Origin of the sequence: Kitasatospora sp. NPDC051702 (assembly GCF_040681575.1) — a bacterium.
Taxonomy (GTDB): Bacteria; Actinomycetota; Actinomycetes; order Streptomycetales; family Streptomycetaceae; genus Kitasatospora.
This window is the reverse complement of the sequence record NZ_JBFAZB010000042.1, coordinates 16,650-31,379: the sequence shown is the minus strand read 5'-3', so window position 1 is coordinate 31,379 and position 14,730 is coordinate 16,650. Positions and strand designations below refer to the sequence as shown.

Annotated in this window: 11 protein-coding genes and 1 tRNA gene; 4 read left to right on the top strand and 8 right to left on the bottom strand. The window is 72.5% G+C overall.

What is annotated here, in order from left to right:
* Window positions 1-83: 83 nt before the first annotated feature.
* From pknB to AB0N04_RS28865, 6 genes are all read right to left on the bottom strand, one after another.
* The gene (pknB, locus tag AB0N04_RS28890; RefSeq protein WP_360212904.1) at window positions 84-2,213 is read right to left on the bottom strand and encodes a Stk1 family PASTA domain-containing Ser/Thr kinase; all 2,130 of its coding nucleotides are present in this window, start codon (window positions 2,211-2,213) and stop codon (window positions 84-86) included.
* Window positions 2,214-2,470: 257 nt separating this feature from the next.
* Entirely contained in the window at window positions 2,471-3,928 is a 1,458-nt protein-coding gene (locus AB0N04_RS28885; protein ID WP_360212906.1) for a penicillin-binding protein 2, read from the bottom strand.
* Window positions 3,925-5,301, bottom strand: a complete 1,377-nt coding sequence (locus AB0N04_RS28880) for an FtsW/RodA/SpoVE family cell cycle protein (protein WP_360212942.1) — start codon at window positions 5,299-5,301, stop codon at window positions 3,925-3,927. Before AB0N04_RS28880 ends, AB0N04_RS28885 begins: the two co-directional genes overlap by 4 nt.
* A 160-nt stretch (window positions 5,302-5,461) precedes the next feature.
* Window positions 5,462-7,126, bottom strand: a complete 1,665-nt coding sequence (locus tag AB0N04_RS28875) for a protein phosphatase 2C domain-containing protein (protein WP_360212908.1) — start codon at window positions 7,124-7,126, stop codon at window positions 5,462-5,464.
* A 53-nt stretch (window positions 7,127-7,179) separates the two neighbouring features.
* Complete coding sequence (locus AB0N04_RS28870; protein WP_360212910.1) at window positions 7,180-7,740, bottom strand: FHA domain-containing protein; 561 nt, start codon at window positions 7,738-7,740, stop codon at window positions 7,180-7,182.
* 46 nt (window positions 7,741-7,786) lie between these two features.
* Window positions 7,787-8,650 carry a DUF3662 and FHA domain-containing protein gene (locus AB0N04_RS28865; RefSeq protein ID WP_360212912.1) on the bottom strand — a complete coding sequence of 288 codons (864 nt, stop codon included), beginning with the start codon at window positions 8,648-8,650 and terminating at the stop codon, window positions 7,787-7,789.
* 419 nt (window positions 8,651-9,069) lie between these two features.
* Here AB0N04_RS28865 and AB0N04_RS28860 point away from each other — a divergent pair.
* A tRNA-Leu gene (locus tag AB0N04_RS28860) sits at window positions 9,070-9,153 on the top strand.
* A 126-nt stretch (window positions 9,154-9,279) separates the two neighbouring features.
* Here the strand turns inward: AB0N04_RS28860 and AB0N04_RS28855 are convergent.
* Entirely contained in the window at window positions 9,280-10,524 is a 1,245-nt protein-coding gene (locus AB0N04_RS28855) for a biotin carboxylase (RefSeq protein WP_360212914.1), read from the bottom strand.
* Between the two features lie 147 nt (window positions 10,525-10,671).
* Between AB0N04_RS28855 and AB0N04_RS28850 the strand changes: the two genes are divergently transcribed.
* Genes AB0N04_RS28850 through AB0N04_RS28840 form a run of 3 tightly spaced genes read left to right on the top strand, consistent with a single transcriptional unit; the run spans window position 10,672 to window position 13,472 of the window.
* Window positions 10,672-11,430, top strand: coding sequence for an alpha/beta fold hydrolase (locus tag AB0N04_RS28850; protein WP_363365541.1), 759 nt, complete (start codon window positions 10,672-10,674; stop codon window positions 11,428-11,430).
* Window positions 11,427-12,209, top strand: a complete 783-nt coding sequence (locus AB0N04_RS28845) for a 4'-phosphopantetheinyl transferase superfamily protein (RefSeq protein WP_360212916.1) — start codon at window positions 11,427-11,429, stop codon at window positions 12,207-12,209. The genes AB0N04_RS28850 and AB0N04_RS28845 overlap by 4 nt, the downstream gene beginning before the upstream one ends.
* A gap of 18 nt (window positions 12,210-12,227) precedes the next feature.
* Window positions 12,228-13,472 (top strand): ATP-grasp domain-containing protein, encoded by a 1,245-nt coding sequence (locus tag AB0N04_RS28840; protein ID WP_360212918.1) that lies wholly within the window; start codon window positions 12,228-12,230, stop codon window positions 13,470-13,472.
* 48 nt (window positions 13,473-13,520) lie between these two features.
* Here AB0N04_RS28840 and AB0N04_RS28835 read toward each other — a convergent pair whose 3' ends face one another.
* Window positions 13,521-14,480 (bottom strand): RsmB/NOP family class I SAM-dependent RNA methyltransferase, encoded by a 960-nt coding sequence (locus AB0N04_RS28835; protein WP_360212920.1) that lies wholly within the window; start codon window positions 14,478-14,480, stop codon window positions 13,521-13,523.
* Window positions 14,481-14,730 lie beyond the last annotated feature (250 nt).

Sequence of the window (14,730 nt, the reverse complement as noted above, 5' to 3'; positions counted from 1 at the left end):
CCGAGGGCCCGTCGCGGTGATCGCGACGGGCCCTCGGCGTACTGCTCGGGACAACCAGGCCTCAGAAGAACGGGAACCAGGGCTTAGTTGTTGGGCTGCCCTTTGGTGTTGGTGGGTGAGGGGAGGGGGTCGCCCCCTTTGGTCGGCTCCGCCGGCCTGGTGACCAGGGCGACCTGGCTGTTCGGGTCCAGCTGGGTGCCGGCCGGCGGGTTGCTGCCCATGACCAGCGCGTTCGGGTCGGACGGGCCGGTGACGGTGTAGCCCAGGCCGGCCTTGCCGAGCGCGGCGATGGCGTCCGACAGCTTGACGTTCTGCAGCGGCGGGACGGTGGCCTTGTCCGGGGCCTTGTAGATCGTCAGCGTGATCTTCGAGTTCGCCGGGGCCTTGCTGTTCGCCGGGATCGACTGCGACGCGACCGTGTTGATCTTGGTCGGGTCGTTGGTCTGGGTGGTCTTCGAGGCGTCCACCTGGAAGCCGGCCTGCTCCAGCTGGGCCTGGGCGGCCTCCTTCGGCTGGCCCACCACGCCAGGGACGGCGACCTTGCTCTTGCCCTGCGACACGGTCAGCTTGACCGGGGCGGTCGGGTCGCCGGCCGCGTTGCCCGCCGGGTCCTGGGCGGTGACCGTCTCCTGCGGAGCGGTGTCGTCGTCCTTGTACTCGGTGGTGACGTTGGTGAAGCCGGCGTCGGCGAGCGCCTTCGTCGCCTGGTCCTTGGTCTTGCCGACCACGCTCGGCACGTTCGACTTGGCCGGGCCCGAGGAGAGCTGCACCGTGATGGTGCTGTTCTCCGCCACCTGCGCCGCGGCGGCCGGGCTCTGGCTGCAGACCTGGTCCTTCTTGACGTTGCTGTCCGGGCAGGCGACCTTGTCGCCCTCGGCCACCACGAGCTTGGGACCGGCCGCGGCGGCGGCCGTCTTGGCGTCCGCCAGGCTCTTGCCGACCAGGCTCGGCACGGCGACCTTCGGCGATTCCTTCTTGGCGCCGTCGTTGCCGTTGAACATCGCCTGGGCCACGAAGAAGGTGCCGACCAGGACCAGCACGGCGGCGACCGCCAGCACGATCCAGGAGGTGTTGTTCTTCTTCGGCGGCTCCTCGCCGCGCCGGCCGCCCTCGCGGCCGTAGCCGTCGTCGCCGCCGCCCGACGGGCCACCGGCGTAGGTCTGGCCGTAACCGTCGTCCTGGTAGCCCCCGGGCTGCCCGTAGCCGGCCTGCGGGGCGGCCTGCGGCAGGACGGTGGTCGGGCCGCCGCCGGGCTGCTGCGGCAGCACGTTGGTCTGGCCGTACGGGTCGTGCTGCTGCGGGTAGCCGTTCTGGTCGTAGCCGTAGCCGGCGGCGCCCATGCCGTAGGCGGCCTGCTGCGCGGCGGCCACCGGCAGGCCGTCGAGGAAGCGCTCGATGTCGTCGCGCATCTCGTCGGCGGTCTGGTAGCGGTAGTCGCGCTCCTTGGCGAGCGCCTTCAGCACGATCGCGTCGATCTCCGGGCGCACCTCGGGATCGAAGACGGACGGCGGCTGCGCCTCCTCCCGGACGTGCTGGTAGGCCACCGCGACCGGGGAGTCGCCGACGAACGGCGGCCGGACGGTCAGCAGTTCGTACAGCAGGCAGCCGGTGGAGTAGAGGTCGGAGCGGGCGTCGACCTGCTCGCCCTTGGCCTGCTCCGGGGAGAGGTACTGGGCGGTGCCGATGACGGCCGAGGTCTGGGTCATGGTCATCCCGGCGTCGCCCATCGCGCGCGCGATGCCGAAGTCCATGACCTTGACGTTGCCCTGCCGGGTCAGCATCACGTTGGCCGGCTTGATGTCCCGGTGCACGATGCCGGCGCGGTGCGAGTACTCCAGCGCCTGCAGGATGCCGATCGTCATCTCCAGCGCGCGCTCGGGCAGCAGCCTGCGGCCGGAGTGCAGCAGCTCGCGCAGCGTGGACCCCTCGACGTACTCCATCACGATGTACGGGATGGAGATGCCGTCGATGTAGTCCTCGCCGGTGTCGTACACGGCGACGATCGCGGGGTGGTTCAGGGACGCCGCGGACTGGGCCTCGCGGCGGAAGCGGGCCTGGAACGACGGATCCCGGGCCATGTCGGCCCGGAGCGTCTTCACTGCGACGGAACGGCCGAGCCGGGTGTCATGGCCGAGGTACACCTCGGCCATGCCGCCGCGCCCGAGGACGCCGCCGAGCTCGTACCTGCCGCCGAGGCGACGAGGCTCTTCCATAGTTCCGACCCTCTCCCTCACCCGCCGGTGAGGTTGTGACGTAGGTGTCCCCGCACGCTCTGGGTGACGCCGCGCGGGACTCGACCGGTTCTCCGGCCGGGCCGTGCGCGGCCTCGCGGGCGGCAACGGGCACACCCGCTGCTGGCGGATACGCTACCGGTCGGACCACGGAGGACCGGAGTCAGCCGTCGGCCGATATCAGACCGGTATCCGGACGGGGGTGCCGATCGTGACATTCCACTCACCGCAGCCGCGCCCTACTTGCCGAGTGCGGCCTGCATCACCGCCTTGGCGATCGGGGCGGCCAGCCGGCCGCCGCTGATGCCGTCGCGGTTGTTGGAGCCGTCCTCGACCACGACCGCGACCGCGACCGACTGGCCGTCGGAGGTCTTGGCCCAGGACGTGAACCAGGCGAAGGGCAGTCCGGCGTTGTCCTCGCCGTGCTGCGCGGTGCCGGTCTTGCCGCCGACCTGCAGGCCCGGGATCTTGGCGTTCTTGCCGGTGCCGTTCTCCACCACGGAGACCATCAGGTCCTGCATCTTCTGCGCGGTGGCCGGGCTCATCGGCTGGGAGAACTGCTTCTCGGTGTGCTTGGAGATGGTGGTCAGCGAGGCCGAGCGCTCCTGGTCGACCAGGTAGGGCTGCATCAGGCTGCCGTTGTTGGCGATCGCGGCGGAGACCATGGCCATCTGCAGCGGGGTGGCGCGGGTGTCGTGCTGGCCGATCGAGTCCTGCGCGGTGCCGTCCAGGCTGGCGCTGTCCGGGAAGATGCTCTTCTCGGAGCGGACCGGGGTGTCGATCGTGCTGTTGAAGCCGAACTTCTCGGCCTGCGCCCGCATCTTCTCCTTGCCGAGGTCGGCGCCGATCTTGGCGAAGACCGTGTTGCAGGACTGGTCCATGCCGGACTTGACGGTGGCGTTCTCGCAGCGCTCGTTGGGGCTCTCGTTCTTCAGCTGGGTGCTGGTGCCCGGCAGGATGTACGGCTCCGGCGTCGTCGTGGCGTCGTCGACGTTCTGGTAGAGGCCGTTCTCGAACGCGGCGGTCGCGGTGACCAGCTTGAAGGTCGAGCCGGGCGGATAGGTCTCCTTCAGCGCCCGGTTGAGCATCGGCTTGTTCGGGTCGGCGTTGAGGTCCGTCCAGGCCTTGGAGTCGGTGCCCTCGCTGCCGGCGATGGTGCTCGGGTCGTAGGAGGGGGTGGAGACCAGCGCCAGGATCGCGCCGGTCTTCGGGTCGATCGCGACGACCGCGCCCTTCTTGTCGCCGAGGCCGTCGAAGGCGGCCTTCTGGACCTTGGCGTTGATCGTGGTGAGGACGTCCCCGCCGCGCTTCTGCTCGCCGGTCAGCATGTCCAGGGTGTTGCGGAAGAACAGCCGGTCGTCGCTGCCGGAGAGGATGCCGTCCTCCAGGTTCTCCAGCTGGCTGGAGCCGAAGACCTGGGAGGAGTACCCGGTGACCGGGGCGTACATCGGGCCGTCGACCCAGGAGCGCTTGTACTTGTAGCGCAGGCCGTTGACGAAGTCGGACTTGGTGACCGGCTGCCCGCCGACGATGATGTTGCCGCGCGGGTGGGCGTAGCGGTCGTACTGCTGGCGCTTGTTGTTCTTGTTGCCGGCCCAGGCGTCGGCCTGGACGCCCTGCACCCAGTTGGTGCGGACCATCAGGGCCAGGATCAGGACGAGGCAGAAGATCGAGACCCGGCGGATCGGCTTGTTCATCGGACGGGTCCTCCCTGGCCCTCGGTGGCGGGGGCCGGTTCGGCCCCGGGTCGGCGGGCGCTGTCGCTGATCTTCAGCAGGATGGCGACCAGTGCCCAGTTGGCGACCACGGACGAGCCGCCCTGGGCGAGGAACGGCATGGTCATACCGGTCAGCGGGATCAGCCCGGTGACACCGCCGGCGACGACGAAGACCTGTAGGGCCATCGCCGAGGAGAGGCCGACCGCGAACAGCTTGCCGAACGGGTCGCGGGCGGCGACCGCGGTGCGCAGACCGCGCTGCACCAGCAGCCCGTACAGCAGGAAGATCGCCATCAGGCCGGTCAGTCCGAGCTCCTCGCCGAACGAGCCCAGGATGAAGTCGCTCTTGGCGGCGAAGTTGATCAGCCAGGAGCGGCCCTGGCCCAGGCCCGAGCCGGTCACCCCGCCGGATCCGAGCGCCATCAGCGACTGGCCGATCTGCTCGGTGGCGCCCTTCGGCGGGTGCGGGGCGAAGGCGGCCATCGGGTCGAGCCAGGCGTTGATGCGGACCTTCACGTGGTCGGCGGTCGAGGCCACGGCGACCGCGCCGCCGATCGACATCAGCAGACCGAACAGGATCCAGCTCGTCCGCTCGGTGGCGACGTAGAGCATCACCACGAACAGGCCGAAGAACAGGAAGGACGTGCCGAGGTCGTTCTCGAAGATCAGGATCAGCAGGCTGAGCAGCCAGATGACGACGATCGGGCCGAGGTCGCGGCCGCGCGGCAGGTACAGCCCCATGAAGCGGCGGCTGGCCAGCGCCAGGGCGTCCCGCTTGACCATCAGGTAGCCGGAGAAGAACACCGTCAGGATGATCTTGGCGAACTCGCCGGGCTGGATGGAGAAGCTGCCCACCCGGATCCAGATCTTGGCGCCGAAGTCCTCCGCCCGGGCCGGGAAGAAGGCCGGCGCGGCGAGCAGCACCAGCGCCGCCACCATCGAGATGTAGGTGTAGCGCTGCAGGACCCGGTGGTCCTTCAGGAACACCATCACGCCGATGAACAGCGTGATGCCCAGTCCCGACCACATCAGCTGGTTCTGGGCCGCCGGGTAGTTGCCGCTGAGCAGCTTGCCGGCCTTGTCGAGGCGCCAGATCATCACCACGCCGAGCCCGTTCAGCAGCGTGGCGATCGGCAGCATCAGCGGGTCGGCGTACGGCGCGAAGCGGCGCACCAGCAGGTGCGCCACCAGGGCCAGCGCGCCCATGCCGAGCCCGTAGCCGAGCATGCCGGCGGGCAGCGCGGAGTCCATCGCGAGGCCGACGTTGGCGTACGCGAGGATCGGCAGGACGACGGCGAAGGCCAGCAGGGCCAGCTCGGTGTTGCGCCGGTTCGGCGCGCCCTGCGGGGAGATGGTGGTGTTGCCCCGGCGTCGGGGCGCGGCGGGTTCGGCCGCCGCGCGACGCCGGCCGGTCCGGCCGGGGTCGCCGCTCAGGTCGTAGGTGCTCACGTGGTGACCGCCCCCTGACGGCCGGCGGTCCCGCAGGGGGCGGGCCTATGTCGGATCACGGACGTCACGGCTTCGGGCAGGACTCGGCCCGGCCGCGCTCCTCGTCGGTCAGCCCGGGCAGGTCGCCCGGCGAACCGGCGGCCGGCGCGGTGGCGCTCGGCGAGGGGGCGGGCGTGCTCGGGGCGGGCGTGCTCGGGGCGGGCGTGCTCGGGGCGGGCGTGCTCGTGGTGGGCGCGGGCGTGGGCGAGGCGCTGGGGACGGCGGCGGCCGGTCCGCGGCTCTTCTCGCCCGGGGTGGGTGTGCTCGCCAGGAACGCGGCGTGGGTGGCCTGCGTCGCCGGGGTGCCCTGCGCGGGCGGGGCGGCCTGGGCCGCCTGGGCGACCTTCTGGCAGAGCTGGGACCAGCCGTCGAGCTCCTGGACGGTGGCGTTGGCGTCGTTCAGGCTGCCGACCGAGATGGTCTTGCTGAGGTGCGCCCGCTGGTCCTGCGGCAGAAACTTCAGCTTGACGTTGCTGAACGAGGAGTGGACGGAGGACAGGCTCAGGCCGGCCAGGTTCTGGTTGACGCCCTGGTAGACCGCGACGTGGTCGCCGTCCTCGCCGACGTAGTACTGGTCCTGGGTCCACTGGTAACCGAGGAACCCGGCACCGCCGAGCAGGCCGAGGGTGACCAGGACGGCCACCGAGACGGTCAGGCCCTTGCGCTTGCGCCGGCTCGGACGCGGCTCGTCGAACTCCTCGGTGCCGTACACCGACGGCTCGGCCGGGTAGCCGTACTCGCCCTCGTAGCCCTCGGCCGGGCCGAAGCCGCCCTGGCCGCCGTACTCGCCCTCGTAACCCTCGGCCGGGCCGAAGGTGCCCTGCGGGTTGCGGCCGAGGCCGGCCGCGCGGCCGGCCGGGGTGTCGGCGATCGAGCGGTCGGCCGCGGCCGAGGACGGCGGGGTGTCGGCGACCGCGCCGACCACCACCGGGACGTCGTTGAACTGGCCGCTCATGGTGTCCGTGGCGCCGACGTCGATGACGTCGGCCACGATGCAGGTGATGTTGTCCGGACCGCCGCCGCGCAGCGCGAGCTGGATCAGCTCCTGCACGGTCTGCTCGGGCGAGTAGAAGCTGCCGAGGGTGTCCTGGAGGGTCTGGTGGCTGACCGGGCCGGAGAGGCCGTCGGAGCAGATCAGGTAGCGGTCGCCGGCCCGGACCTCGCGGATCGACAGGTCCGGTTCGACCTGGCCGCGGCCGTCGAGCGCCCGCATCAGCAGCGAGCGCTGCGGGTGGGTCTCGGCCTCCTCCGGGGTGATCCGGCCCTCGTCGACCAGGCGCTGCACCCAGGTGTGGTCCTGGGTGATCTGCACCAGCGAACCGTCGCGCAGCAGGTAGGCGCGGGAGTCGCCGACGTGCACCATGCCCATCCGCTGGCCCGTCCAGAGCATGGCGGTCAGCGTGCAGCCCATGCCCTCCAGCTGGGGGTCGTCCTCGACCATCTGCCGGAGCCGGTCGTTGGCGCCCTGGACGGCGTCGCCCAGCAGGGTCAGCAGGTCGGCGCCCGGCACGTCCTCGTCCAGCCGGACGATCGAGCCGAGCACCTCGGAGGACGCGACCTCGCCGGCCGCGGCGCCGCCCATGCCGTCGGCCACGGCCAGCAGCCGCGGCCCGGCGTAGCCGGAGTCCTCGTTCCCCTCCCGGATCAGTCCCTTGTGGGAGCCGGCGGCGAAGCGCAGCACCAGGGTCATGCGACCTGTGCCCCCCTCTGGGTCATGGACGGGATGCTGTCCCTCATGCGCTACTACTTCCGCAGTTCGATGACGGTCCTGCCGATACGGATCGGCATGCCCGGCTGGAGCGGGGTGGGCGCGGTCAGGCGCTGCCGGTCCAGATAGGTGCCGTTGGTGGAGCCTAGATCCTCGACCGTCCACTGCCCAGTCTGATCCGGATAGATCCTGGCATGCCGGGAGGACGCGTAGTCGTCGTCCAGCACGATGGTCGAGTCGTGCGCGCGGCCCAGGGTGATCGTCTGGCCCTGCAGCGCGACGGTGGTCCCGGCCAGCGAGCCCTGCACGACCACGAGCTGGGTCGGGGCGCCGCGGCGGCGCCCGCCGCCCTGGGTCTGGCCCGCCGCGGGGGCGGGCGCGGTCTGGGCGGGCGCGGGGCGGCCCCCGGGGGCGCCGGTGGCCACGGTGGTGGCCGCGGAGCCGTTCGCGGCCGCGTTGGCGCCGCGGCGCGAGGACCGGGGGTTCACCTTGGTCCCGAACAGGTCGCTGCGGATCACCTGGATCGCGACGATGACGAACAGCCACAGCACGGCCAGGAAGCCCAGCCGCATGACCGTGAGGGTCAGTTCTGACATGGCCGGCCCGCCCGTCGGTGAGTGAGGCGCGCGAACAACTCGGACACTACCCTTCGACCTGTCGGTAGACGATGGTGGTGGAGCCCACGACGATGCGGGAGCCGTCGCGGAGCGTAGCGCGCTGGGTGTGCTGCCCGTCCACCACGATGCCGTTGGTGGATCCCAGGTCGAGGACCATCGAAGGGGTGCCGGGGCGGATCTCGGCGTGCTTCCGGGAGACCCCGGGGTCGTCGATCCGCACGTCCGCCTCGGTCGAGCGGCCGAGGACGCAGGCCGCGCCGGAGATCTGGTGGCGGGCGCCGTTCACCTCGATCCAGCGGCGGACCGAGGCGCCGTGGCCGGCACCCGGGAAGGCCCGGACGTTGCCGCCGGAGGTCGCGGGCGGGCCCGGGGGCATCGCCGGGGGCGCGGCGGGCGGCGGGGGCGTGCCGAACTGGCCGGCGCCCTGCTGCTGCCACGGTGCGCCCTGGGCCGGTGCGGCCGGCTGGCGGTCGTAGCCGGGCTGCTGCTGCTGGGGGGAGTACTGCTGGGGTTCCTCGGCTGCCAGGGTGCGGCTGCGCACCCGGTACAGCCCGGTGTCCAGGTCGTCGGCCTTCTCCAGGTTCACCTGGAGCGGGCCCATGAAGGTGTACCGCTGGGCCTCGGCGTACTCGCGGACCATGCCGGCCAGCTCGGTGCCCAGCTGCCCGGAGTAGGGGCTGAGCCGCTCGTGGTCGTGCGGGCTCAGCTCGACGATGAAGTCGTTCGGCACGACGGTGCGGTCGCGGTTCCAGATGCTCGCGTTGTTGTCGCACTCGCGCTGCAGCGCACCGGCGATCTCCACGGGCTGGACCTCGGACTTGAACACCTTGGCGAAGGTGCCGTTGACGAGACCCTCGAGTCGCTGCTCGAACTTCTTCAGCACTCCCATGGGGCACCCCCTTCCAGGGTTCGTTCGCCTGCCTGCCGACCGGATCCCCCCGGGGAGTCGGTCGCGCCTACTTGCGGTACTTCCGTACTGATCGTATCCACGCCGGGCCCTTCCGTACGGTTCCCGGACAGCGTGGTGCCCGGGGGTGGGCTCGGACACACAGGGTGACGCATGTCGGGTACGGCACGCCAGATGTGCCCGCCCGGGCGGCCCCGCACCCCTCGCTCACCCGTTCGTCGCGCATCCGTTCGGATGCGGTCGGTTCCGTGCGGGAACGGATTCGGAGCGGCCCCCCGGGTCGTGCTACTGTTTTCCACGTCGGAAGGGCCGCCCGAAAGGGAGGCCGGTCCAAGGAAACGCGAAGTACTCATGGTACCGAGCGGTTCGGAAGATCGGTCGGCAACGAGGACGACACCCATGCGCGGGTGGCGGAATAGGCAGACGCGCTGGATTCAGGTTCCAGTGCCCGAAAGGGCGTGGGGGTTCAACTCCCCCCTCGCGCACAGCGGAACACCGCGAGGTGTTCGGCATCATCGACGAAAAGGTCGGTACCGTGATCACGGTACCGACCTTTTCGCTGTGCCCGGACGGACGGGCGCACCACCCGGGCCGCGCCCGCCCGGGGGCGGTCAGGCGGGGGCCGCGCGGACCCGGAAGTCGCGGGCGGTGGCGCGGATGGCGGCCTCCACCTCGGCGCCGGTCGCCCCCCGGAACCGGAACCGCCCGCCGACGTGCTCGTAGTAGGCGTCCGCCGCGGGCAGCACCTCCCCGGCGGCGAGCAGCGACTCCGCGTACGGGCCCGGCACCCGGCCCGTCATCGGGGTGACGGCGGTGATCCGGCAGGGCCGCTCCGCGGGCGCGGGGACCAGCAGCCAGCCGCCGACCGCCCCGGAGGCCGGCCGGCCCTTGGCCGGCTGCTCCCCCAGCTGCAGGGCGAACGCCGCCTCCATCAGGTCGTAGCCGTGCAGGTCGCGCCAGACGAACGGGATCTCCGCGCCGCCGACCCGGGCGCCGACCTCCAGGAAGGAGCAGTGCGGGGTGCCGTCCGGGCCGGTGCCGACGAACACCTCCAGGTGGAAGACGGTCGGGGCGGCGGTCAGCGCGGCGAGGAAGCGCGGGGCCGCGGCCTCCACGGCGGCCAGGACGGCCGGGTCGGTCTCCTCGACGGAGCCCAGGTAGGAGCCGTCCCGGAAGCCCAGGCAGGTGTTGACGTAGCGGGAGGCGCGCCAGACGTCGAGGCGGCCGTCCCGGAACAGGCCGTCGACGTGGTAGATCGGGTCGGTCCGCCGGACCTGCACCAGCAGCGGCGCCTCGTCGCCCCAGCGCACCCCGGCGAGGTCCGCCGGGCCGTGCACGATCCGCACGCCCGCGCTCGAACTGCCCCGTACGGGCTTCAGCACGAGCGGCCAGCCGTGCCGCGCCGCGAACCGCTCCACGTCCGCGGCGGCGGACACCGCGGCGAACGCGGGCACGGGGAGCCCGGCGTCCCGGACCCGCCGGCACATCTCCAGCTTGTCGCGGAAGGGCAGCAGGTCCTGCGGGGTGGCGCCGGCCAGGCCCCACTCCGCGCGCAACTGCGCGGCGATCAGCAGGTCGTCCTCCTTGAGCGCGACCACGGCCTGCGGGGCGCCGTGGCGCCGGGTCAGTTCCCAGACCGCCTCGCGCACCTCGACCAGGTCGTCGGTGGCGGCCACCAGCACGACGCCGGCCGCGGCGGCGGGCACACCGGCCGCGCCCACCTCGGTGGTCACGTAACTGACGGCGTGGGTCGCGTGATCGAGGTAGTCGTCGTAGTGTGCGTACGCGTCCCGCCAGCGGTGGATGACCACCACGTGCCGGCGCGCTCCCGCGTCCTCGTTCCTCGTAGTCGGCATGAGAACGTCCTCCAGGACGACTTGGTCATGGCCCGATCAAGCTATCCTCCGGGAAGGCGGGAGGCAATGATTCATTTCCCCCGTTAACGCCAGGCCGCCGATCTGGCAGAGTTGGGCCGGGGAATGGCCGAAACACCGTGGGGAGGGGTGTCGTTGAGCGGCTTCGAGGTGAATGGCGCGACAACGGTCCGGCTTTTCGGATTTCACCACGCCGGGGGGTCCGGCACGTTGTTCCACGGCTGGCAGGACCGGCTGCCCGCGGGCTGGGAGGTGCGGGCGCTGGACGCGCCGGGGCACGGCAGCCTGATGGGACGCGAACTGATCGACGAACTCGACCGGCTGGTGGGCTACTTCCTCGACCAGGTGCGCCCCGGGGACGACGTTCCGTACGCGTTCTTCGGGCACAGCATGGGGGGCATCGTCGCGTACGAACTGGCCCGCCGGCTGGTCGGGGAGGGCGCCGTGCCGCCGGTCTGGCTCGGGATCTCCGCCTGCCGGGCCCCGCGCTCCGCGCCTCCGGTCGTCCTGCGGCACACCCTGAGCGAGGCTCAGCTGCGCCGGCACGTGCGCGAACTCGGCGGCACGCCGGAGCAGTTGCTGGACGACCCGAGGCTCTGGGAGATCTTCGGCCCGATCATCCGGGCCGACCTGCGACTGGTGGAGCAGTGGCGGCCCGCGCACGCGGAGCCGCTGCCGGTGCCGCTCACGGTGTTCCGCGGCCGCGACGACGCGCTCGCGACCCCGGGCCGGGTCGCCGCCTGGGAGGCGGAGTCCACCGCGTTCCGCGGGCTGCGCACGCTCGACGGGGACCACTTCTACTTCGGCGCCGACCCGGCACCGCTGCTGCGGCACCTCGTCGAGGACGTCCGGTCGGCGCGCACGGCGCTGCCGCACCCCGCCCGGTGACACCGACGGCCGCCGCGGCGGACGGGGCCGACGGGGCCGTCGCCTGCCGGGTCTGGTGGGCCCGCACCGCGGACCACCGACCGGGGCTGGAGGCGCTGCTCGCGCCGGCCGAGGCGGTGCGGCGCGACCTGTACGCGGCCGAGGCCGACCGGCGCCGGTTCACCGTGGCGGCCGCGCTGCTGCGGCTGGCCGCCGCGGAGTTCTCGGGCACCGGCCCGCGGGAGGTCGAGGTGCTGCGCGACTGCCCGGACTGCCCGCTGCCGCACGGACGGCCCCGGATCACCGGCCCGCTGGACGCGTCGGTCTCCTACGCGGGGGACGTCGTGCTGGTCGCGGTGACCGCGGGGGCGGTCGTCGGCGTGGACGCCGAGGCCCCGGCGGCCTCGCCCCGGCGGCAGTCGGCGGCCCTGCGGCGGGCCCTGGGCGAGCGGGAGTCGGCCGAGCTGGGGCGCGTCCCGGAGGCGGAGCGGGACGGCTGGCTGCTGCGGCGGTGGACGTACAAGGAGGCGGTCCTGAAGGCCACCGGCGAGGGGCTCCGGGTGCCGCCGACCGCGGTCGGGGTGAGCGAGGAGTCGGGGACCGCCCGGCTGACCGCCTACCCGGGCCGCCCGCCGGGCGGCGGCCGGACCGTCCTGCTGCCGCTCGGGATACCGACCGGCGCCATGCCCCCCGGGGGCACGGCTTCGGCGGCGTTCCTGCTGGACCGGGACGCACCGGTCCGGCAGGCGCCGGGGAGATACGGCCGGGAGCTCTTCGACACCGACGGGGGCCCCGGGTGACGACGGAGAGGAATGCACGTGACGGAACAAGGCAGGCCGCGGCTGACCATCGTCGGGAGCGGGGGGCAGCCCTACCGGGAGTACTGCTACCAGTCCCTCGCCGGCGACTACGCGTTGTCGGCGGTCCTCCCCGCTGAGCCGACCTGGCAGCGCGAATACCTCACCGACCACCGGGTGGTCGACTGCACCGACCCGGACGCGATCGCCGCGGCGCTGGCCGAACTGGCCCCGGAGCAGGGGCCGTCCGGGGTGTTCACCTGGGACGAGCTGGTCCTCGAGGCGACGGCGCTGGCCTGTGAGAAGCTCGGGCTGCCGCACATGTCGTCCGCGGCCGTCGCGCGGTGCCGGGACAAGTACGCGACGAGGTCGCTGATGGCCGGGGCCGGACTGCCGTCGGCGGCGCACCGGCTGGTGTCCTCCGCCGACGAGGCGGTCGCCGCGGCGGAGGAGTTCGGCTTCCCCGTGGTGGTGAAGCCCCGCTCGCTGGCCGGCAGCATCGGGGTGGTCAGGGCCGAGGACGCGGCCGCCGTGCGCGCCGCGTTCGAGCTGGCCACCGGGGCGGCGTACGCCACCCTGCCGGCCGGTGAGGGCATCCTCGTCGAGGAGTACCTGGACGGCCCCGAGATCAGCGTGGACAGCGTGGTCTTCGAGGGCGTGGTGCACTGCGTCCACGTGGCGCAGAAGCGGCTCGGCTTCCCCCCGTACTTCGAGGAGGTGGGCCACCTCGTCACCGCCGCCACCCCGGACGCCCTGCCGCAGGAGGTCGCCGAACTCGTCCGGGCCGCGCACCGCACCCTGGGCGTGGACTACGGCGTCACCCACGCCGAGGTCAGGCTGACCACGGCCGGGCCCCGGCTGGTCGAGCTGAACGCCCGGCTCGGCGGGGACCTGATACCCCTGATCAGCCGGATGGCCACCGGGATCGACCTGGTGAAGGCCGCCGCCGAGATCGCGCTCGGGCACGACCCGGAGCCGGTCACCCGCGGCGGCGGCGGGGGCGGCACGGCGGAGGTCCGCTTCGTCTACCCGCCGCACGACTGCACGGTGCGGTCCGTCGACCTGACGGCCGCGGGGAGCGTGCCGGGCATCGTCCACACGGCCGCGCTCGCCGGGCCCGGTACGCAGCTGCTGCTGCCCCCGAAGAACCCGATCCCGCGGCTCGCGGCGCTGATCGCGGTGGCGGGGGACGAGGCCGGCACCGGGCGGGCGCTCGACCTCGCGCAGGAGCGGGTCGTCGCCGACGTCGAGCCGCTGACCGGCTGACCGGCGGTCGGCCCCGGGCCGCCGGGCCCGGGGCCGACCCGTCGCGCCCTACGCGTCCGCGGGCCCGGCCTTGACGATCCGGGCGACGAAGAAGCCCTCGAAGAGGTCGCTCGGGGCCACCCGGACCGCGTGCTTGAGGCGCTCGTCGAACTTCGTGCCGCGCCAGGAGGTGACCCCGGGCAGGAACGACGGCTCGGAGAACCCGAGCGGCTCCAGCGTCAGGTCGGAGCGGCGCTGCAGGATCTTGCTGACCGGGAACTCGTCCTCCTCCGGGCTGAGCGTGCAGGTGGAGTACACCATCACGCCGCCCGGCTTCAGCAGGGTGTAGGCCGCGCTGAGCATCTTCAGCTGGAGGAACTTGTACTTCTCGATGCGCTCCTCGGACCAGTAGCGCAACGTGATCGGCTTGCGCATGTCGACCCGGCCCTCGCCCGAGCACTGCACGTCGAGCAGGATCCGGTCGAAGGACTCGGCCGGCAGCTCCTTGTCGATGTACTGGGCCTGGTGCGTGGTCAGCTCGCCGTAGTTGACGCCGTAGGTCTTGGCCAGCTCGCCGAGCTTGCGGGCGCGCGGCGCGGCGGCGTCGTTCAGCCAGAGGTCGCAGTCGTTGCCCACCCGGGCGGCGAGGTGGAAGGCCTTGCCGCCGGGCGCGGACGCCACGTCCAGAATGCTGTCCCCGGGGCGCGGGTCGAGTGCCACCGGGGGAATGAGGCTGGACGCGTTCTGCAGATAGACGCGGCCTTCGTGGGCGAGTTCGAGAATGTCCTCGAATCCGTCGCTCTCGGGCCACAGGAAAGTGTGGTCGCACCATTCGACGGGAAATGCGCTGGGCGCCTTCTCGCGGACTATGTCGAGGGTTTCCCGGTATTTCGCCTCGTCGAGGAGGCGGTTGACCCGGATCGACGTCGGGCGGGCGCCCCGGAACACGTCCTTGACCTGGTTCGGGCGGATCCGGAGCACCTCGGCCATGCGCTGCTCGAACTGGCGGATGGTTCGCGCGTTGGACACGACTGGGCTCCTCTCGCCGTGACCAACGGGGCCGGCGGCTGTGTCTGGGGGCAAGTCCCTACATTTTGGCAGCAAGGGGCCGGGCCGTCCAATAACCGCAGGTGGGCCGACCGGGCACCGCACGGGCCGTGGCACGGCGACGGCCCCCGGGACGGTGTCCAGGGGGCCGACCGGTCGGCCGGCGGCGTCCGGGGCGGTCCGTGGGGACCGTCCGGACGCCGCCGGCCGTGCCGCCGCGCGGTGCGCCGGC

Bases quoted from the DNA above. Each gene is read 5' to 3' on its own strand.
- pknB (WP_360212904.1), bottom strand. From the start codon at position 2,213: ATGGAAGAGCCTCGTCGCCTCGGCGGCAGGTACGAGCTCGGCGGCGTC.
- AB0N04_RS28885 (WP_360212906.1), bottom strand. From the start codon at position 3,928: ATGAACAAGCCGATCCGCCGGGTCTCGATCTTCTGCCTCGTCCTGATC.
- AB0N04_RS28875 (WP_360212908.1), bottom strand. From the start codon at position 7,126: ATGACCCTGGTGCTGCGCTTCGCCGCCGGCTCCCACAAGGGACTGATC.
- AB0N04_RS28870 (WP_360212910.1), bottom strand. From the start codon at position 7,740: ATGTCAGAACTGACCCTCACGGTCATGCGGCTGGGCTTCCTGGCCGTG.
- AB0N04_RS28865 (WP_360212912.1), bottom strand. From the start codon at position 8,650: ATGGGAGTGCTGAAGAAGTTCGAGCAGCGACTCGAGGGTCTCGTCAAC.
- AB0N04_RS28855 (WP_360212914.1), bottom strand. From the start codon at position 10,524: ATGCCGACTACGAGGAACGAGGACGCGGGAGCGCGCCGGCACGTGGTG.